Source organism: Dactylosporangium sp. CA-092794 (assembly GCF_050948465.1).
Lineage (GTDB): Bacteria > Actinomycetota > Actinomycetes > Mycobacteriales > Micromonosporaceae > Dactylosporangium.
In genome coordinates, this window is the sequence record NZ_CP192044.1 from 4,321,044 (window position 1) to 4,340,235 (window position 19,192).

A 19,192-nucleotide genomic window follows, 5' to 3' on the forward strand; every position below is an offset into this window, starting at 1 on the left:
CGGGCGGCTTAGGCGGTGAGTTCGCCGGAGGACCGGACCGCGGCGGCGAGCAGCGCGGTCGGCACGGCCGCAGGCGCGTCCGGCGGAATCGGCCGGCCGTCGCGCCGGCCGACCCGGAAAACGCGGCGCTCACCCGGCAACAGGGTGACGACGGCATCGTCGACCGCGAGTTCCGCCGGCCCCAATCCCAGCGGCGCCGCGAGCCGGTCCGCGAACACGCACACGTCGCGCAGCAGTGTCACGGCGGTGACCGCGACCTGCAGCACGCCGTCCTCGACGGTGAGGTCCACCCGGCGCTGCGGCTTCACGGGCGTCAGGTCCCGGTCCGGCCGGTATGCCCAGGTGGTGCGGGCCCCGTCGGCGTCGACGACGAGCAACTCGGCCCGGGGGTCGGCGGGTCGGCCGAGTTCGGCGGCGATCGGCAGGCGAACGAGCCCGCCGGCCGGGCATTCGGGCTGTAGCCGGCCAAGGGCGAGCTCCCGCCCGTCGAGCCCGACCCGCCGGACGAGCACCTCTGGCCGCCACGGGGCGTCGGTGTCGTTGACGAGCACGAGCGCCAAGCCCTCGGCGCCGGTCGGGTCGTGGGTCGGGCCGGGGTCGACGGGCTGCACGGTGGCCAGGCGGGGCGCGAAGGCCCGGCGCAAGGAGTACCACAGCGGCTTCTCGATGCCGGCGTGGTCAACGGCCGACCAGCTGATGGCCGGCCAGCAGTCGTTGAGCTGCCACACGATGGCGCCGCCGCAGCGGGGGCGGGAGCGCAGCCACTCCACGCCGGTCGCCACCGCGCGGGCCTGGACGAGCTGGGTCGCGAAGTGCCAGTCGGGGCCGTCGGCCGGGGTGGGCACGTGCGGCTGCAGGCCGCGGGTCAGCTTGTGCATGCCGTCGATGGCGCGCAGGTGATGGCGGGTGAGCGGCGAGCCGGGGCCGGGCGTCTCGCCGTCGAGGACGCGCTCGAGGGTGGTCCAGGCGGCGGGGCCGCACCAGCCCATCTCGGCCACGAAGGCCGGGTCGTGGTCGCGGTAGTGGGCGTAGTCGGCCTCGTTCCAGGCGTCCCAGAGGTGGCTGGGGCCGTGGGTGTCGGCCAGCGGGTCGCGCTCGAGCGTGCCCGACCACGGCGAGTTCGGCAGGTACGGCCGGGTCGGGTCCAGCCGGGCGACAATCTCCGGCAGCAGGTCCAGGTAGTAGGTGGCGCCCCAGCCGCGCCGGCCGAGCTGGTCGGCCCAGCCCCAGTGGTGGCGGCCCAGGACGGTCTCGTTGCCGCCGCACCACAGCACGAGGCTGGGGTGGGCCGACATCCGGGTCACCGCCTGCTCGGCCTCGGCGGCGACCAGCGCGGCCGTCTCGTCGTCCTCGCAGTAGGCCGCGCACGCGAACAGGAAGTCGTGCCAGACCAGCATGCCCCGCTCGTCACACGCGTCGAGGAACGCCTCGGTCGCGAAGTGCCCGCCGCCCCAGACCCGCAGCAGGTTGGCGTTGCCGGCCACGGCCTGGTCGATGCGGGCCGTGACGCGCCGCGGCGTCGCGCGGCCGGCCAGGGTGTCGTCCGGGATCCAGTTGTACCCCCGGATCCGCACCGGACGGCCGTTGACCACGAGCGCCCAGCGGGTGCCGAGCGGGTCCGGCGTCTCGTCGACCGCCACGCTGCGCAGGCCGAGCCGGGCGGAGGCGGCGTCGAGCGTGGCGCCCTCGTGGTCGAGTTCGACCTGGAGACGGTACAGCGGCTGCCCGCCGAGGCCGACCGGCCACCACAGCTCGGGGTTGACCACGATCAGCGTGACGGCGACCTCGTCACCATCGACGACGCCCGAGCCCGAGGCGGCGGTCCGGCCGGCCGGGTCGGTCAGCTCGGCCCGCACCCGCGCGCCGGCCGGCGCGTCGACGCCGGCGTGCACCGTCACCCGGGCGGTGCCGTGGCCGGGCTCCAGCCGGACGAGGGGCCGGACGTGGGCGATCCGGGCCGAGTAGGTCTCGAGCCGGATGTCCCGCCAGATGCCGGCGGTGACGTAGTGCGGCCCCCAGTCCCAGCCGAAGTTCGCCGCGGCCTTGCGCACGTGCGCATACGGTTCGTCGTAGGGGCTGGGCAGCGGGCCGTGCGCGCGCTCGTGGGCGTGAGCGGCCGCCCAGGCCGAGCCGAACCGCACCTCGACGACATTCTCGCCCTCCCTCAGGAGGCCGTCGATGCTCCAGCGGTACGTCAGGTGCTGGTCCCGGCCGGCGCCGGCGAGCCGCCCGTTGACGTACACGTCGGCGATCGTGTCGAGGCCGTCGGCGACGAGGTCGGTGCGGGTGCCCGGGGCCGGCGACCAGTGGAAGGCGCGCCGGTAGGTCCAGTGCGAGTGGCCGACCCACAGCTGCGCGGCCTCGCCCCAGCCGGTGTCGGGGTCGGCGATGAGGCCGGCGGCGAGCAGGGCCGTGTGCACCTCGCCGGGCACGGGCGCGGGGACGGCCGCGGCGCGTACCGCCTCCGGGGTCTCCGGCGGACCCGCCGTCCAGGTCAGCTGCCACTCGCCGCCGAGGTCGAGGCGGGTGAGGGTGGTCGTCGTCGCTTGCGTGGTCAGTGTCATCCCTTGACCGCCCCTGCGGTGAGTGCTTCCTGCATGCGGCGGCTCGCCAGCGAGTACGCGAGGTACACCGGCAGCAGCGTGAGCACGGTGCCGGCGGTGAGCACGCCGAAGTTGGTGGCGTCGGAGACCAGCGTGGGCAGCGCGACCTGCACGGTGCGCACGTCCGGCCCGGTGCCGGTGATGGTGAGGGAGAAGAGGTACTCGTTCCAGAAGGTCAGCAGCTGCAGGATCGTCACGCTCACCAGGCCCGGCATCGCGATCGGCACGAACACGCTGCGCAGCAGCCGGAAATGCCCGGCGCCGTCGAGGGCGGCCGACTCCACCAGCGCCCGCGGTACCGTCCGCATGAACTGCGTCAGCAGCAGCACCGACAGCGGCAGTGCGCTCGCCGGCAGGAACAGCATCTGGAACTCGCGGGTGTAGAACAGGCCCATCCGGATCGCCAGGATGACCGTGGGGATCAGCGCGGCGAAGGGCGGGATGAGGAAGCCGGCCGAGAAGGCGCCGGTGATCGCGCGGGCGAGGCGATTGTCCTGGCGGGCCAGCGCATAGGCGGCCGGCACCGCGAGGCCCAGCGTCAGCGCGATCGCGACGAGGGAGATGTACACCGAGTTGAGCAGCGCCGGGCCGAGGTTCGCGGTCCGCCAGGCGGTGGCGAAGTTCCCCCACAGCCAGTGTGCCGGCGGCGCGAACGGCCGCGTGAAGATCTCGATGTTGGTCTTGAAGGCGCTGACGAGGAGGTAGTACAGCGGGAGCGCGAGCAGCAGCGCGTAGAGCCACGACAGCACGGTGGCGACCGGGCCGCCGGCTCGCCGCCGCCGAGGTTTCACCGTGGTCATCGCGTGTCCTCCGGGGAGGTGCGCAGCAGCGCGCGGATGAGGAGCATCCCGGCGATGCCGAGGACGAGCAGGACGACCCCGACCACCTGGCTGTAGCCGAGGTCGCGCTGGGCGAAGGCCTTCGCGTAGACGAGGTACGACAGCGTGGTGGACGAGGTGCCCGGGCCGCCCTTGGTCAGCAGCAGGATCAGCGCCGCCGAGGTGAACAGCGTCCAGAGGAACTGCAGCATCGTCAGCGTGCGCACGTAGTCCTTGACCATCGGGAACGCGATCTGCCACATCGTGCGCAGGCGCCCGGCGCCGTCGATGCGGGCCGCCTCGATCACGTCGGCGGGGAGGCTCGCCAGGCGGGCGGCGAAGAGCACCGCGGTCCAGCCGATGCCCCGCCACAGGTCGATGGCGATCAGGCTGGGCAGCGCGGTGGCCGGGTCGGCGAGCCACGGCGTGGCCCAGGCGTCGAGCCCGAGCAGGCGCAGCAGGCCGTTGACGCCGCCGTCGGGAGACAGCACCCCGTAGAAGATCATGCCGGTGATGGAGATCGAGATGAGCCCGGGGGAGAAGTACAGCACGGACAGGACCCGGTAGCCGCGGGGCCTGGTGCTGAGGTGGTAGCCGAGCATGAACGCCAGCGGGATCATCACCGGGATCACGACGGCGACCTGCACGGCGCTGTTGCGCACCGCGTCGCGGAACGCCGGGTCCCCGAGGACGTGGCCGATGTTCTCCGTGCCGACGTACGACGGCTGGTAGAGCAGCCCCTTCCAGCGCAGGGTCGCGATGACGAACATCGCGGCGAGCGGCCCGACGGAGAACACGGCGAACCACACCAGGGACGGGACGGTGAGCCACAGCACGCGGGGCGAGTGCAGGCCGTTGCCGCGCCGGCCCCGCCGTCGCCGGCCGGGCTCGGCCGCGGGCCGGGCGGGGGCGCCCGCCAGGACGCTGATCGATGACATGTGCGCGTTCCTTCGCGAGTGCCGGGGGCCGCCGCCGGGCGGCCCCCGATCGGCGGGTGGTTCAGCCCTTGGTGGCGGTGTCGAGGCCGGCGCAGATCTGCTGCGGCGTCGACTTGCCGTAGGCGCCGGTCAGGACCTGGATGATCCGGTCGGACGCGGCGCCGATCCACACGTCGGGCACGACCGCGTAGTCCACGGTGGCGTCCAGGCCCAGCGACTGGGTCAGCAGCGGATTGGTCGCGTACGACGTGAAGTCGCCGCTGGTCGGCGGCAGGATGCCGGAGTCCTTGACGAAGTCGCCGACCGCCGCGTCGGCGTAGAACTTCGTGACCAGCTTCCGCACGGTGTCGATCCGGCCCGGCTCGGCGCCGCGCTTGGTGATCATGAAGCCGACGCCGGTGAAGCCGCGGTACGCCGTCGGCTTCTTGAACGTCGAGCCGCCCGGCAGTGGGAAGCCGCCGAGGGTCGTGTGCTTGTCGATGCCGGTGCCGGAGGCGGTCGACTCGGTGTACGCCCACGATCCGGCCGGCATGATGGCGGCCTTGCCCGAGTAGTAGGACGCGTACATGTTGTCGGCGGTGAGCCCGGCGGCGTTGTCGACGAACACGCCGGCGTCGCGCAGCTGGGTGAACAGCTTGATGCCCTCGAGCACGGCCGGCGTGGCGCAGTAGCCGCCCTGCTGCATGACCTTCTCGATGGTCGCCGCGTCGGTGTAGGACTGTGCGATCTGGTAGAAGAGCTTCTGGCCGGTCCAGTCGTTGCCGCCGACCGCGAGCGGCCCGATGCCCGCCGCGCGCAGCTTCCGGGCCGCGGCGACGAGTTCGTCGGTGCTCGCCGGGATCTGCTCGACGCCGGCCTGCTTGAGCAGATCCGTGTTGTACCACAGCGGCCAGCTGAAACCGGAGAACGGCAGGCCCTGCAGCTTGCCGCCGGCGCGCCACTCGTCGAGCGCCACGGGCTTGATCTTGTCGGCGAGGCCCCAGTCCTTGACGTACTGGTCGGCCGGGACGGTGACGCCGGCGTCGAGCCAGCCCAGCGTCTTGTCGAACAGGTTGACGATCACCAGGTCGGGGGACTTGCCCGCGGCGACGGCGTTCTCGACCTGGTCGTCGATGGTCTCGAGCCCCTCGGTGAGGTTGACCTTGATGCCGGTCTCGGCGGTGAACGCGGTGAAGACGCGGTTCTGGGCGGCGGCCGCGGAGTTGCCCGACGCCCAGCGGGTGACGACGTCGATCGTGTCGCTCGCGCCGCCCTGGTCGCCGTTGCCGCAGGCGACCAGGGCGGGAGCGAGGGCGAGGGCGCTGACAATGACCGCGGCCACGGCGCGTGCGGCCCGCGGCCTGATGCGGTGGTCCATGAGAATCCTCGGCTTCTGTGCAGGGGACAGTGACAGCGCGAACGGTCGCCACGACCGGCGCTGTGAGGTGCTTGCTTTGCGGGGGAGGGGTGTCCCGGGGCGCGGTGTTGCGCTCCAGGGTCTACGACGGCAACCCCGAAAGTCAATGACTTAGATTAGTAATCTATTAAAGCCAAGCGCGGCTTCGCGTGTGGCGCGGCTTCGCGTGTGGCGCGGCGGTGCGCTGCCTAGAGGCTGGAACCGCGGACGATGAGCCGGGCCGGTGCGGCCCGCACGACGGTCGAGGCGGTGCCGGACAGCGCGTCGGCGAGGGTGTGGCCGACCTGCTCGCCGAGTTCCTGCACGTCGTGGCTCACCGCGCTCAGCGGTGGCACGGCCAGCTGGCACAGCGCCGAGTCGTCCCAGGCGACCAGGGACAGGCTCGCGGGCACGGCCAGGCCGCGGCGGCCCGCCTCGTGCAGCGCGCCGAGCGCCATCACGTCGTTGTCGAAGACCAGCGCGGTGGGCCGGTGCTCGAGCGCGGCGAGGGCCGCGACCGCCCGGACGCCCGCCGCCTCGGAGTAGTCGCCGTCGAACGACGTCGTGCGGATGCCGTGCTCGGCCGCCACCGCCTCGAACGTGCGCCGCCGGATGATGGTGTGCGCCATCTGCGCCGGCCCGCCGATGTGGCCCAGATGCGTGTGCCCGGCCGCGACCAGCTCGGTGACGACGTCACGCATGGCGACCTCGTCCTGCGTCCACACCGCCGACAGGCCGCCCGCGGTGACCGGGTCCCCGATGACGACGCACGGCAGCCCCAGCCCTTTGACCAGGGCGACCCGCTCGTCGCCGGGCAGCAGGTCGATCAGGATCAGCCCCTGCACCTGCCCGAGCCGGGCCCAGGCGCGCATCCGCTCGCCGGCGTCGTGCACGGTGGCGACCACCTGGAGCAGCACCGGCACGCCCAGCGGCACCAGGACGCGCTCCATCCCGGCGATGAACTCGTGGAAGAACGGCTCGGCGCCGAGCACCTCGGCGTCGCGCACGAGGGCCAGGCCGACCGGGGTGCCCGGGCGCGGGCGGGTCGCCGTGCCGGACGGTACCGCGGCCATCGGATCCTCCTCATGGGTTAGCCTTCGTCCCCGTAACGTAGTCGTGCGACAGCGTACGGCGAGACGAAGGGCGGTCGAGGGGTGGCGCGACGGGAGTCTGCGGCCGCGGGCCCGGGCAGCCGTGCGCTCATCGTGGACCTCATCCGGTCCTCCGGGCCGATCAGCCGGGTCGAGCTGGTCAACGCGACCGGCCTGACCCAGCCGACGATCTCCAACATCGTGCGCCGCCTCATCGACGACGGCGTCGTGCGCGAGACCGGCGACACGGTCGCCACCCGCGGCAAGCCCCGCGCCATGCTGGTCATCAACTCCCGCGCGGCCTACGGGGTGGGCATCCACGTCGGCGCCGACACCCTGACCTGCGTGGTGACCGACACCCGCGGCGGCACCGTCGGCCGCCAGCTCGTCGCCGCCCCCGCCGCCCCCCAGCACGTCGGCTCCCAGCACACCGGCGCCCCCGGCGGCCCGGCCGGCGGCCCGTCGGTCGGTGGCTCGGCCGGCGGGCCGTTGGTCGGTGGCTCGGCCGGCCGTCAGTTCGCCGGTGGCTCGGCCGGCCGGCAGCGCGTCGGCGGTCCCGTTGGCCGGGAGATCGCCGGCGGGTCGGCGGACGGTGGGCGGGAGGGCCTGGTCGACCGGCTCGCCGCGCTGTATCGCGACGTCACCGAGGGCCTGGGCCTGCCGCCGCAGAGCGTGGCCGGCCTGGCCGTGGTCGGGCCGGGCCCGGTCGACGTGGCCCGCGGCCGGTTCCTGGCCCCGCCCGGGCTGCACCGCCCCGGCGAGCCCGACCTGGCCGCCGCGCTGACCGCCCGCCTGGGCGTCCCGGTCCTCGTCGACAGCGACGCTGCGGCCGCCGCGGTCGGGGAGTTCTGGGGCCGGCAGGTGTCCCGCGAGCGCACCTTCGGCTGCCTGTACATGAACTCCGGCATCGGCTCCGGCGTCGTGCTCGACGGCGCCCTCCACCGCGGCGCCAGCTCCAACGCGGGCAAGCTCGGCCACATCTCGGTGGCCCGCGGCGGCCGGCGCTGCCCGTGCGGCAACCGCGGCTGCCTCGAGCAGTACGCCGCGCCCCACGTGCTCGTCGCCCGGGCCCGCGTCACGCCCGGCCTGGCGGACCGCCTGCACATCCGCCCCGACGACCCGGACGCCCGCGCCTTCGACGTGCTCGCCCGCGCCGCGGTCTACGCCGACCCGCAGGCCCGCGCCTTGGTCGACGAGTCCGCCGCGCTGCTCGCCGAGGGCGCCATCACGCTGGCCAACCTGTGGGACCTCGACACCCTGGTGCTCGCCGGCCCCGGCTTCGCGGTCGCCGGCTCCATCTACGTCACCGAGATCCGCCGCCGGCTCGCGGAATGGGCGTTCGCCCGCGACGTACACGGCGTCGAGGTCGACCTGTCCAGCAACCCACGCGACTCCGCGGCCATCGGCGGCGCCGCCCTGGTGCTGCAGGGCTCCGTCGCCCCCGGCCACGGCCCCCACGTCGCCGCCCGCGTATAGCCCCACCGGCCTGATCCTGCCGCCCGCCTTACGGCTCGCCCGCTCCGGCAGCGACCAGAAGTCTCCGCGATCATGCCCCACCCGCTGCCGACACCAGCGGTTTTGCATGATCACGGAGCGTCCATGTACCCCTGTGTACCGGAAGTCTCCTGGATCATGGCGAACCCGCCGCGCGGCTACCGCGTGGATCATGATCACGGAGACATTCACCCGCCGCGCGGCCGAGCCTGTCGCATGTTTCGCCCGAAGGCTGAGGCATCCGGAATGTCCGCGCTGCCATGTCGCCGGAGGTCGGTCGGCGTCGGGGGCCGCCGTGCTCCCGGGTTGACGGCGGACAGCGAGCCGCATAGATTGATGCGATCGGCGAACCAATAGATTAATAATCTAACTAAGTGGTGTGAGGCTGTGACCCTCCGCCACGACCGCCCCTGCCCTTCGCGGCGTTCGCCGAGGCCACCGACCGCCATTCGGATGGGCCGTGACCGGTGAACACGCCGGAATCCGCTTCCGCCAAGGAGCCCCCATGACTCACCGCACGACCCGGCGTGCCGCGCGCATCGCCGCCGGGTTCACGGCGCTCTGTGCCGTGGCACTCAGCCTGATCGTGGCGCCGACGGCGGCCCTGGCCGCGCGCACGATCCATGTCGCCAAGAACGGCAGCGACGCGAACGCCGGCACGCAGGCCGCGCCGTACCTGACCATCAACCGGGCGGCGCAGGAGGCGCAGCCCGGCGACACGGTCGTGGTCCACGCCGGGCTGTACCGCGAGACCGTCAAACCGGCCAGGGGCGGGACCGACGAGGCGCACCGCATCATCTACACCAACGCCGGCGACGGCGAGGTCGTCGTCAAGGGCTCCGAGGAGATCAACACCTGGGCCCGTTCGAGCGGCAACGTCTGGAGCGTCACCCTGCCGGGCTCGTACTTCGGCGACTACAACCCCTACGCCACCGGCCAGCCGCAGGGCGGCGACGGCGGCTTCTTCCCCGGCTACACCGCCGGCGACGTCTACCTCGGCGAGCAGGCCTATTACGAGAAGCCCGCGCTGAGCGACGTGCAGGCCGCGCCCAGCACCTGGTTCTCCCAGGTGTCCGGCGGCAACACCACGATCTGGGCCAACTTCGGCGGCGCCGACCCCAACGCCGGCCTCGCCGAGATCAACGTGCGCCGGCAGGTCTTCGCCCCGGACGCGTGGGGACTGGGCTACATCACCGTCGACGGCTTCACCGTCAAGCACGCGGCGAACACCTACTCGGACTTCCCGAGCAGCCCGTCGCGCCGCCAGGCCGGCGCCATCAGCGTCAACGGCGGCCTGCGCTGGAACATCCAGAACAACATCGTCGTCAACGCCCGCACCATCGGCATCGACATCGGCCTCGGCAACGACGAGTGGGCCGGCAACCGGCCCGGCACGACCCGGACGAACTTCCACGACACGAGCAAGTACGGCTCGCACATCGTGCGCAACAACTACATCGCCAAGTCCGGCCAGTCCGGCATCGCCGGCGTCTTCTCGTGGAACTCCGACATGCTCTACAACATGATCGAGGACACGAACTACCGCAACGAGTTCAGCGGCGCGGAGACCGCCCCGATCAAGGTCCACTACATGAACGAGGGCCTCATCAAAGGCAATTACATCAAGAACTCCAAGGGCGGCAACTCGGCGGGCATCTGGACCGACTGGGGCAACCAGAACGTCCGGATCACCGGCAACATCGTGATGAACTGCCCGTGGGGCTACTACGCCGAGGCCGTGCACGGGCCGATCCTGGTCGACAACAACGTGTTCATCGGCAACAGCGACATCCGCACGCTGGACGCCACCGGCATCGTCTTCGCCGACAACCTGTTCATCGACAACGGCCGGATCAACATCGACGGCAGCGGCCGCGACGCCTACTACTTCCAGCCGGGCACGATGAACGAGACGACCGCGCTCACGTCGCCGATGAAGGATTTCTGGTACAACAACCTGGTCCAGGGCTCGACCCTGCCCGACAACGCCACGAACAAAACGCACGTCAAGGAGGGCGACTTCACCGGCGCCCTGTCCAATGTGCGCTACACGGCGACCAACACGCAGATGTCGCTGACCTTCGACCTCAACACCACCGGCATCAGCGGCCTGACCCCGGTGACGAAGGCCCGGGTCGGCATCATCCCGCGGGCCAACGAGAGCATCGCCGCCGACGTGACCACCGACTTCTTCGGCGGCCCGATCAACACCGCCAACGTGATGGCCGGCCCGTTCGCCGCCGCCCACAGCGGCACGAACGCGTTCGCGCTGTGGCCGCCCGCCGGGCAGACCGTGCCGAAGCCGCCCGCGCCGCCCGCCGACGTGCCGGTGAACCTGGCCCGCGACCCGGGCGCCCGAGCGGTGGCGTCCTATCAGGACGGTACCCTCATCGCCGCCAACGCCATCGACGGCAACCCGTCCTCCCGATGGTCCAGCGACCACAGCAACGACACCAACGCGTGGATCTCCGTGGACCTGGGCGGCGCCTCCAGCGTGTCCACGGTGGCGCTGTCGTGGGAGACGGCATACGCCAGGGCGTACAAGATCCAGGTGTCCGACAACGGTACACAGTGGACGGACATCTATTCGACCACGGCCGGTCGCGGCGGGACCGAGACGGTGACGGTCGGCCGGACCACGCGTTACGTGCGCATGCAGGGGGTCACGCCGAACACGCAGTGGGGCTATTCGCTGTGGGAGTTCGAGGTGTACGGCACGGCGACCGCCACCGGCGCCGGCCCGGCGTTCTACGCCGACGCCAACTACGGCGGCGCCTCCGCGACGCTCGCCGCCGGCAGCTACGACCTGGCGCAGCTGCAGGCGGCCGGCATCGCCAACGACACCGTCTCGTCGATCAGGGTCCCGGCCGGCTACACCGTCACCGCCTACGCCGACGCCGGCTTCTCCGGCACCGCCTGGACCTTCACCGCCGACGCGCCGAACCTCGTCAACACCGGCAACAACGACGCCATCTCGTCGGTGCGCATCGCCCGGAGCGGGTCGTGAGGCGGGGCATGAAGGGCGCCGCCGTGATCCTCGCCGCCCTGCTGCTCGCCCCGGCCGCGCAGCGGATTCCCGCGGCCGCGGCCGACACGCCGGTGAACCTGGCCCGCAACCCGGGCGCCCGGGCGGTCGCGTCCTATCAGGACGGTACCCTCACCGCCGCCAACGCCATCGACGGCAACGCCTCGACCCGGTGGTCCAGCGACCACAGCAACGACACCGACGCCTGGATCTCCGTCGACCTGGGCGCCGCCGCGAGCGTCTCCACGGTCGTGCTGTCGTGGGAGACCGCGTACGCCAGGGCGTACAAGGTCCAGGTGTCCGACAACGGTACACAGTGGACGGACATCTACTCGACCACCACCGGCGACGGGGGCGCCGACACGGTCACCGTCGGCCGGACCACCCGTTACGTGCGCATGCAGGGGGTCACGCCGAACACGCAGTGGGGCTATTCGCTGTGGGAGTTCGAGGTGTACGGCACGACCGGCTCGACCGGCGGCGGCAGCGGCGCGGCCACGATCGCGCCGTCGAACAGCTACCCGCAGACCTACGCCGACTGGGCCAACGGCCTCCTCGCCGGCAACGGCAAGCAGGGCATCATCGTCTTCGGCAACCCGCGCAACGAGACCGTCGTATTCGACGACAAGCGGTTCTTCATGGCCCGCCCGGAGGCCCGCCCGCACCGCACCTTCAACACCGTCAGCCCGGACAACATCAACCGGATCCGCGACCTGCTGATCGCCGGGCAGTACCAGCAGGCCAACCAGCTCGCCGCCGACGTGCAGGGATACCAGGGCGGCGGCGAGGGCAGCAAGCACCCGGGCTTCAAGATGACCATGCAGCTGCCCGACAGCGGCCCGATCACCAACTACGTCCGCTCCACCGACTACGCAAACGGCGTGGTGTCGGTGAACTGGAACGACAACAAAGGCCGGTGGCAGCGCGACTCGTTCGTGTCCCGCACCGACGGGGTCACCGTGCAGTACCTGCCGGCGCCCAGCGGGCAGCGGCTGGACGTCAAGCTCGGCCTGTCCATCGACCCCGGCATGAACCTGACGAACAGGGGCGTCACCTACACCAACAACTCCACCACCGACTACCTCAACCTGCGGGCGAAGTACCCCAGCGGCAGCTACAACGCCGGCTACGAGGGCGTCACCCGGATCGTCACCGACGGCACCAAGGCGATGAGCGGCACCGACGTGTCGGTCACGAACGCGTCCTATGTGATGCTGCTGTCGCTGACCCAGCGCTACAACGGCACCTACAACGGCGGCGTCCCCGCCGAGCAGGAGTGGAACAAGCAGCTGCTGCAGGCGCGGCTCGCCTCGATCACCGACGGCTACCAGATCCTGCGGGACCGGCGCACCGCCAAGCACCGGGAGATCTTCGGCCGGGTGTCGTTCGACCTCGGGGCCGGCGCCGCGGACCGGGCGAAGCCGACCGAGCAGCTGCTCGCCGAGCAGAAGGCGTCGGCCAACCCGATCCCGGCGCTCTACGAGCGGATGTTCTCGGCGGGGCGGTACCACCTGCTCGCCTCCAGCAACGAGACGGCCGCGCCCGACCTGCTGGGCAACTGGACCGGCGACAGCAACGTCGGCTGGGACGGCTACTACCACCTCGACGCCAACCTCAACCTGCAGATCTCCGGCGGAAACATCGGCAACATGCCCGAGGCGATGGCCGGGTACTTCTACCTCAACCAGCAGTGGCAGAACGACTTCCGCACCAACGCCCGCAAGCTGCTCGGCACCCGGGGCATGCTCACCGGCGGCAACACGCCGAACGAGGAAGGGCTCATCTCCAACATCAATGACGATTACCCGTACCAGTACGTGACCGGCGGCGAGTCGTGGCTGCTGTACCCGTTCTGGGAGTACTACGAGGTGACCGGCGACAAGACGTTCCTCGCCAACCAGTACTACCCGCTGATCCGCGACATGGGCGACTTCTACGAGGACTTCCTCGTCAAGAAGGATGCCAACGGCAACTACGTCTTCGCCGGGTCCATCTCGCCGGAGAACCGCCCGCCGGGCGGCGTGCCGCTGGCGGTCAACTCCGTCTACGACGTCTCCGGCGCCCGGTTCGCCCTCTCCACGCTGATCCAGACCAGCCGGGCCCTCGGCCGGGACGCCGACAAGATCCCGGTCTGGCAGGAGAAGCTCGACCATCTCCCGCCGTACCTCATCAACAACGACGGCGCCCTCGCGGAATGGGCCTGGCCGGGCCTGGCCAACCAGAACCAATACCAGCATCGGCACTCCAGCGGGCTGATGCCGGTCTGGCCCTACCGGGAGATCACCCCGGAGACCAATCTCGCGCAGTACAACGCGGCCAAGGCGTTCCTGCAGCAAAAAGATGCCGGCAACTATGAAAACGCCGGCCACGGCCTGCTGCACGGCGCGCTCATCGCCGCCGACCTCAACAACGCCGACTCGGTCAACGCGAAGCTGCTGCGCTTCGCCAAGGAGGACTACTACTACTCGAGCATGGCCACGTCCCACTACAACAACCACAGCGTCTTCGCCACGGACGTGGTCAACTCGGTGCCCACGATCATGATGGAGATGCTCGCCGCCACCCAGCCGGGCACCCTGGAGCTGCTGCCCGCCCTGCCGAAGACGCTGAAACGGGGCTCCATCTCCGGCATGCTCGGCAAGGGCCAGTTCAAGATAGATAATCTCAGTTGGGATACCGACGCCCGCAAGGTCACGGTGACCCTGACGTCGAGCATCAACCAGAACCTGACCCTGATCCAGCGCTCCGGCATCGCCTCGGTCACCGCCGACGGCGTCACGGTGCAGAGCTCGCCGCTGGGCGGCATCGCCCGCGTCCTGCCGCTGCAGCAGGGCCGGACCGTCACCGTCGAGCTGACGCTGAGCGCCGCCGCCGTCAACCTGGCCCTGGGCAAGCCCGCCACGGCCTCGTCGGCGTCCAACGCCCAGCAGGCCGCCGCGATGGCGTTCGACGGGGACCAGTCCACCCGGTGGAGCGCGGGCCAGGACGCGAACAACTGGCTGCAGGTGGACCTCGGCGGCACGTACAACCTGCGCGAGGTGGACCTGCGCTGGGAGGCCTCCTACGCCAAGGCGTACAAGCTGCAGGCCTCCACCGACGGCTCGGCCTGGCGCGACATCTACACCCAGAACAACTCGCCCGGCGGCACTGAGAGGCTCGCGGTGAGCGGCCCGGCCCGCTACGTCCGCATGCAAGGCGTGACGAAATCCGCCCAGTGGGGCTATTCACTGTATGAGATGGAGGTGTACGCCTGATCCGGCGCTAACGCTCGTTCCCGGCGCGCAGCCAGCCGATGTAGTCGGCGGCTGCGCGCTCGGCGTCGTAGACGGGCCGATATCCGGTGTCCTGCCGGATGCGTGTGATGTCGAGGCAGGTGTACTGCCCGGTGCCGCCGGTGGGCAGGTCGATCCGGGCGTCCGGGACGACCCGCCTGATCGCGGCGATGACCTCGGCGTTGGTCGTGGCGCGGCCGGAGGCGACGTTGTAGGTGCGATGGTGCAACCGCCCGGCCAGCTGCAGCAGCGCGATGGCCCGGGCGCAGTCCTTGACGTAGCACAGGTCGATCGCGTCCTCGGCGTGCACGGGCGGGCGCAGCGGCCCGAGATCCGGCGCGGGGCCACGGACGGCGGCGTCGACGGGCAGGCCCAGTGGCCCGGGGTCCGGCGCGGCGCCACGGACGGCGGCGTGGACGGGCGGGCTCAGCGGCCCGAGAGCCGGCGCGGCACCACGGACGGCGGCGTGGACGAGCTGCGGGGCGGCGAAGAACGGGCTCGCGGGCCGGCCGAGCGGGCCCCAGACCGCGGAGATGCGGTAATTGATGATTTCGATGCCGGTGGCGTCGGCGAGGTGGTCGGTGAGCAGCTCGCCGACCTTCTTGAAGGCCGGGATGATGTGTCCCGCGATCATAGGCAGCGGCATGTCCTCGCGCAGCGCGCCTTCGGCGGCGACCCCGCCGTACACCCCGATGGTGCTGGCAACGCCGACCCGCGGCACGCCCCAGGCCTCGGCCGCCGCGATGACGTTGAGCAGGCTGTCGATCGCCTTGCGCGCGCCATCGACGGGCCGGTCGGCGCCGGGCGGCCACGGTACCGATCCCGCGAGGTGCACGATGCCGGTGATGGTATGGCGGCTGCCGATGTCGAGCAGCGCCGGCAGGTCGGTGATGTCGGCCCGCTCCACCGCCACCCGCGCGCCGTCGAGGCCGGCCGGCGGCCCGCCGGCGCGGCGCTGGACCAGCACGCACCCTTCGCCCAGGTCGACCAGCGCCCGCACGGTGTGTGAGCCGATGAAGCCCAGGCCGCCGGTGACCAGAATCATCGGGTCCGCCTTCCCGCAGTACCACTGATAATCAGTGCAACTGACGATCAGGCTAGAGATAGGGTTGGCGCGTGTCAACGACGGACGGCCCGGAGCCCGGCAGCCGGCTGGGCTACCTGCTCAAGCACGCGCAGCTGCGGATGGCCGAGCTCAACACGAAGGCGCTGGCCCCGCACGGCATCAACGGGCGGGAGCTGGCGGTGCTGCTGGTCCTCGCCGCCGCCGAGCCGATGTCGCAGCAGCAGGCCGCACAGCGGCTGGGCATCGACCGCACGACGATGGTCGCGCTGCTGGACGCGCTCGAGGCCAAGGGCCTGGTCGAGCGCCGCCCCGATCCCGACGACCGCCGCCGCAACGTGATCGGCCTGACCGGCACCGGCCAGCGCACCCTCCACCGCGCCCGCGAAGCGAGCGACGCCGCCGAGCGGGAGCTGCTCGCGCCGCTCAGCCGGTCGGCCGCGGAGCAGCTCCGCCGCGCGTTGCGGGCCATCGTGAGCCGGCCGGACTAGGAGCGAGCCTTGGTGGCGATGTGGTCGCGCAGGCGGTCGAGCGGCCAGGTGTTGACCACGTCGTCGGGGGTGAGCCAGCCGCGCTGGGCGGTGCCGATGCCGTAGCGCAGGTGGTCCAGGTGCACCGGCGCGTGGGCGTCGGTGTTGATGGCGAAGCGGACCCCGTGCCGCTTGGCGCGCAGGATGAGCTCGTCGGGCAGGTCGAGCCGGTCGGGGAAGCTGTTGACCTCCAGGATGGTGCCGGTGCGGGCGGCCGCGGCGAACACGGCGTCGAAGTCCGCGTCCAGCGGCGGGCGCTTGCCGAGCAGGCGGGTGGTCGGGTGGCCCAGGACGGTGACGTACGGGTTCTCGCACGCGCGCACGAGCCGTTTGGTCAGCTGGCCGGCCGGCTGGGTGAAGTGGGAGTGCACCGAGGCGACGCACAGGTCGAAGCCGGCCAGGAACTCGTCGGGCCAGTCCAGCTCGCCGTCCGGGCCGATGTTGAGCTCGGTACCGTGCAGCAGCGCCGGTCCGTCGCCGGTCTCCAGCTCGCGCAGCTCCCGGCGCTGGGCGAGCATCTTCGCGTCGGTCATGCGCTGCATCGGCATGTTCTTGGCGTGGTCGGTGACGGCGTAGTACTCGTAGCCGCGGGCCCTCGCCGCGGCCACCATCTCGGCCAGCGGCGCCACGCCGTCGGTGAGGTCGGTGTGGGTGTGCAGGTCGCCCCGGATGTCGTCCGCGGTCACCAGCGCCGGCAGCGTCCCCTCCCGGGCGGCCTCGACCTCGCCCCGGTCCTCGCGCAGCGGCGGCGGTACCCATTGCAGGCCGAGCCGCTCGTACACCGCCTCCTCGGTCTCCGACACCACGAGGCTGCCGTCGTCGACCCGGAACAGCCCGTATTCGGAGAGCTTGAACCCGGCCCGCACGGCGATCTCGCGGACCCGCACGTTGTGCGGCTTGGATCCGGTGAAATACTGCAGCGCCGCGCCCCACGCCGCGGGCTTGACCACCCGCAGATCCACCTGCAGGTCGCCCTCCAGCCGCACCGAGGACTTCGTCGCCCCCTTGGCCAGCACGTCGGCGACCGCCGGCAGCCGGGTGAAGGCATCCATCACCGGCCCCGCCCGCTTCGCCGCGACGAGCACGTCGACGTCGCCGACCGTCTCGCGGAACCGGCGCAGCGAGCCCGCCCAGGTGCACCGCTCGCACCCCGTCACCTCGCGCAGCGCCTCCACCACCTGCTCCGCGGCCGCGGTGGCCACCGACAGCAGCACCCGGCCGTGGCTGCGCTCGAGCACTTCGATGCCGTGCAGAATGTTCTCGGCCGCCTTGGCGCCGAACCCCCGGTGCCCGGACAGCTTGCCGGCGACGATCGCGTCCCGCAGCTCGTCGACGGAGGACACACCGAGCTCGTCGTGCAGCTGCACGGCCCGCTTCGGGCCCAGGGTGGGGATCCGGATCAGCTCCGGCACGCCGCCGGGCACCTGCCCACGCAGCGTGTCCACGACGGCGACATGACCGCTGCGGAGGTACTCCGCGATCTTCTCCGCGATCGAAGCACCGACGCCCGGAATCTGTCGCAGCCCGCCGTCATCCATGGTCGCGACGTCCACCGGGTGCCCGCCGACCGCACGGGCCGCCTTCTCGTACACCCGGCTCTTGAACTGCTCCCCGCCGGTGACGGTCAGCAGATCCGCATACTCCTGCAGCAGCGCCGCGACGGCGTCGTTCGCCCGCGCCATGCCTCCAGTCTAGGACCGGCCGCTAAGAGGCATTGCGTATCCTACGCCCGCCCAGTATGCTAACCCCAAGAAGATACACAACGTATCTTGTGAGGATCCTGCAGTCACGGTGCCATGCGGCGCCGGCCCTGGCGTGCGCCGCCCGCGGGGTCGGGGTCACCGCACCCGCACCCGCGGGTCGGTGCGGGTCGCGGTGCTCGGCGTGGCCGCCAGGGCGAGCCGCGGGGCGAGGTCGGGCCGACGCGCCCGGCCCGCAGCCACCGTGGCGCCTGTGCACCTTGCGGGCCGCAGGGCGCGCCCCGCACCTCGCACGCCGCGCTGGGCTGGGCCACCCGCGAACCGGCACCGCCAGCGCCGCTCCCGCGCGCCGCGTCCGCGCGCCGCGTCCGCGCGCCGCGTCCGCGCGCCGCGTCCGCGCGCCGCGTCCGCGCGCCGCTCCCGCGTGCCGCTCCCGCGTGCCGCTCCCGCGTGCCGCTCCCGCGTGCCGCGTCCGTGTGCCGCGTCCGCGCGCCGCGTCCGCGCGCCGCTCCCGCGTGCCGCTCCCGCGTGCCGCTCCCGCGTGCCGCGTCCGTGTGCCGCGTCCGCGCGCCGCGTCCGCGCGCCGCTCCCGCGTGCCGCTCCCGCGTGCCGCGTCCGTGTGCTGCTCCCGCTTCCGCGCGCTGCTCCCGCTTCCGCGCGCTGCTCCCGCGTCCGTGTGCTGCTCCCGCGCGGTCCGCGCGTCCATGGCGAGCGCGGTCCGCGGTCGGGGCCCATGCGGCGTATCGGGTTGCATGCGGTGGGGCGCTGCGCGTCGCCGAGCGCGGCGCACCCCGGCGCCGGCCCGCATCACTCGGGCAGCGGCGCCGCTGGGCGCCGTGCCTGTCGGTGGCTGCGTGTGCCCGGCCTGCGCGTCCCACATTCTGGGGCGGTCGCCGATCGCATCCCACCACTCGGGCGCTGCGCGCCGCGGGGCGCGGCGTGGCGACCGGAAGTCTCCGTGATCATGCGCAACCGGCACCGGCACCGACGGTTTTTCATGATCGTGGAGTGCTGATGTACCCCCGTGTACCACAAGTCTCCGGGATCATGACAAACCCGGTGTGCGGTCAGCGCGAGCATCATGATCCCGGAGACATACGTCCGGGGCGGCCGCGCGGATCGGCGGTCGTGCCCGGCGGGTGCGGCCATCCGCACCGGTCCGCCCTGCCGCGCCGCCCTCAGGGTCGACGACCGCCGCGGCCGTCAACGCCCCCCACGTGAAAGTCGCCGCGGGCGGCGGGTGCTGGCCGGCCACTCGCTGCGGGGGCGGGGGGTGTGGTCAC

General features: G+C 72.1%; 11 protein-coding genes. 4 read left to right on the forward strand and 7 right to left on the reverse strand.

Annotation, left to right across the window (positions count from 1 at the left end):
* Positions 1-8: 8 nt before the first annotated feature.
* The 5 genes from ACQPXD_RS18630 to ACQPXD_RS18650 all read right to left on the reverse strand — a co-directional run bounded on the left by ACQPXD_RS18630 (position 9) and on the right by ACQPXD_RS18650 (position 6,807).
* Positions 9-2,564 carry a glycoside hydrolase family 2 protein gene (locus ACQPXD_RS18630; protein ID WP_432840101.1) on the reverse strand — a complete coding sequence of 852 codons (2,556 nt, stop codon included), beginning with the start codon at positions 2,562-2,564 and terminating at the stop codon, positions 9-11.
* Complete coding sequence (locus ACQPXD_RS18635) at positions 2,561-3,403, reverse strand: carbohydrate ABC transporter permease (protein ID WP_432840103.1); 843 nt, start codon at positions 3,401-3,403, stop codon at positions 2,561-2,563. Before ACQPXD_RS18635 ends, ACQPXD_RS18630 begins: the two co-directional genes overlap by 4 nt.
* Positions 3,400-4,359, reverse strand: a complete 960-nt coding sequence (locus tag ACQPXD_RS18640) for a carbohydrate ABC transporter permease (protein WP_432840105.1) — start codon at positions 4,357-4,359, stop codon at positions 3,400-3,402. Before ACQPXD_RS18640 ends, ACQPXD_RS18635 begins: the two co-directional genes overlap by 4 nt.
* Positions 4,360-4,420: 61 nt before the next feature.
* Entirely contained in the window at positions 4,421-5,716 is a 1,296-nt protein-coding gene (locus ACQPXD_RS18645) for an ABC transporter substrate-binding protein (protein WP_432840107.1), read from the reverse strand.
* Between the two features lie 227 nt (positions 5,717-5,943).
* Positions 5,944-6,807, reverse strand: a complete 864-nt coding sequence (locus tag ACQPXD_RS18650) for a LacI family DNA-binding transcriptional regulator (RefSeq protein ID WP_432840109.1) — start codon at positions 6,805-6,807, stop codon at positions 5,944-5,946.
* 132 nt (positions 6,808-6,939) lie between these two features.
* Between ACQPXD_RS18650 and ACQPXD_RS18655 the strand changes: the two genes are divergently transcribed.
* The 3 genes from ACQPXD_RS18655 to ACQPXD_RS18665 all read left to right on the forward strand — a co-directional run bounded on the left by ACQPXD_RS18655 (position 6,940) and on the right by ACQPXD_RS18665 (position 14,598).
* On the forward strand, positions 6,940-8,301 hold the full coding sequence (locus ACQPXD_RS18655) for an ROK family protein (protein WP_432840111.1): 1,362 nt from the start codon (positions 6,940-6,942) through the stop codon (positions 8,299-8,301).
* A gap of 523 nt (positions 8,302-8,824) precedes the next feature.
* Positions 8,825-11,326 carry a galactose-binding domain-containing protein gene (locus tag ACQPXD_RS18660; RefSeq protein ID WP_432840113.1) on the forward strand — a complete coding sequence of 834 codons (2,502 nt, stop codon included), beginning with the start codon at positions 8,825-8,827 and terminating at the stop codon, positions 11,324-11,326.
* A complete protein-coding gene (locus ACQPXD_RS18665; RefSeq protein ID WP_432840115.1) occupies positions 11,323-14,598 on the forward strand; it encodes a glycosyl hydrolase family 95 catalytic domain-containing protein in 3,276 nt (1,091 codons plus the stop codon). Before ACQPXD_RS18660 ends, ACQPXD_RS18665 begins: the two co-directional genes overlap by 4 nt.
* Before the next feature lie 7 nt (positions 14,599-14,605).
* On the opposite strand, the gene ACQPXD_RS18670 is transcribed toward ACQPXD_RS18665, so the two are convergent.
* On the reverse strand, positions 14,606-15,661 hold the full coding sequence (locus ACQPXD_RS18670) for an NAD-dependent epimerase/dehydratase family protein (protein WP_432840117.1): 1,056 nt from the start codon (positions 15,659-15,661) through the stop codon (positions 14,606-14,608).
* 71 nt (positions 15,662-15,732) lie between these two features.
* Here ACQPXD_RS18670 and ACQPXD_RS18675 point away from each other — a divergent pair, with 71 nt between their 5' ends.
* Entirely contained in the window at positions 15,733-16,170 is a 438-nt protein-coding gene (locus ACQPXD_RS18675; RefSeq protein WP_432840119.1) for a MarR family winged helix-turn-helix transcriptional regulator, read from the forward strand.
* Here the strand turns inward: ACQPXD_RS18675 and polX are convergent.
* Positions 16,167-17,891 (reverse strand): DNA polymerase/3'-5' exonuclease PolX, encoded by a 1,725-nt coding sequence (gene polX, locus ACQPXD_RS18680; protein ID WP_432840121.1) that lies wholly within the window; start codon positions 17,889-17,891, stop codon positions 16,167-16,169. The two genes, ACQPXD_RS18675 and polX, sit on opposite strands and share 4 nt — an antisense overlap.
* Positions 17,892-19,192: the final 1,301 nt, after the last annotated feature.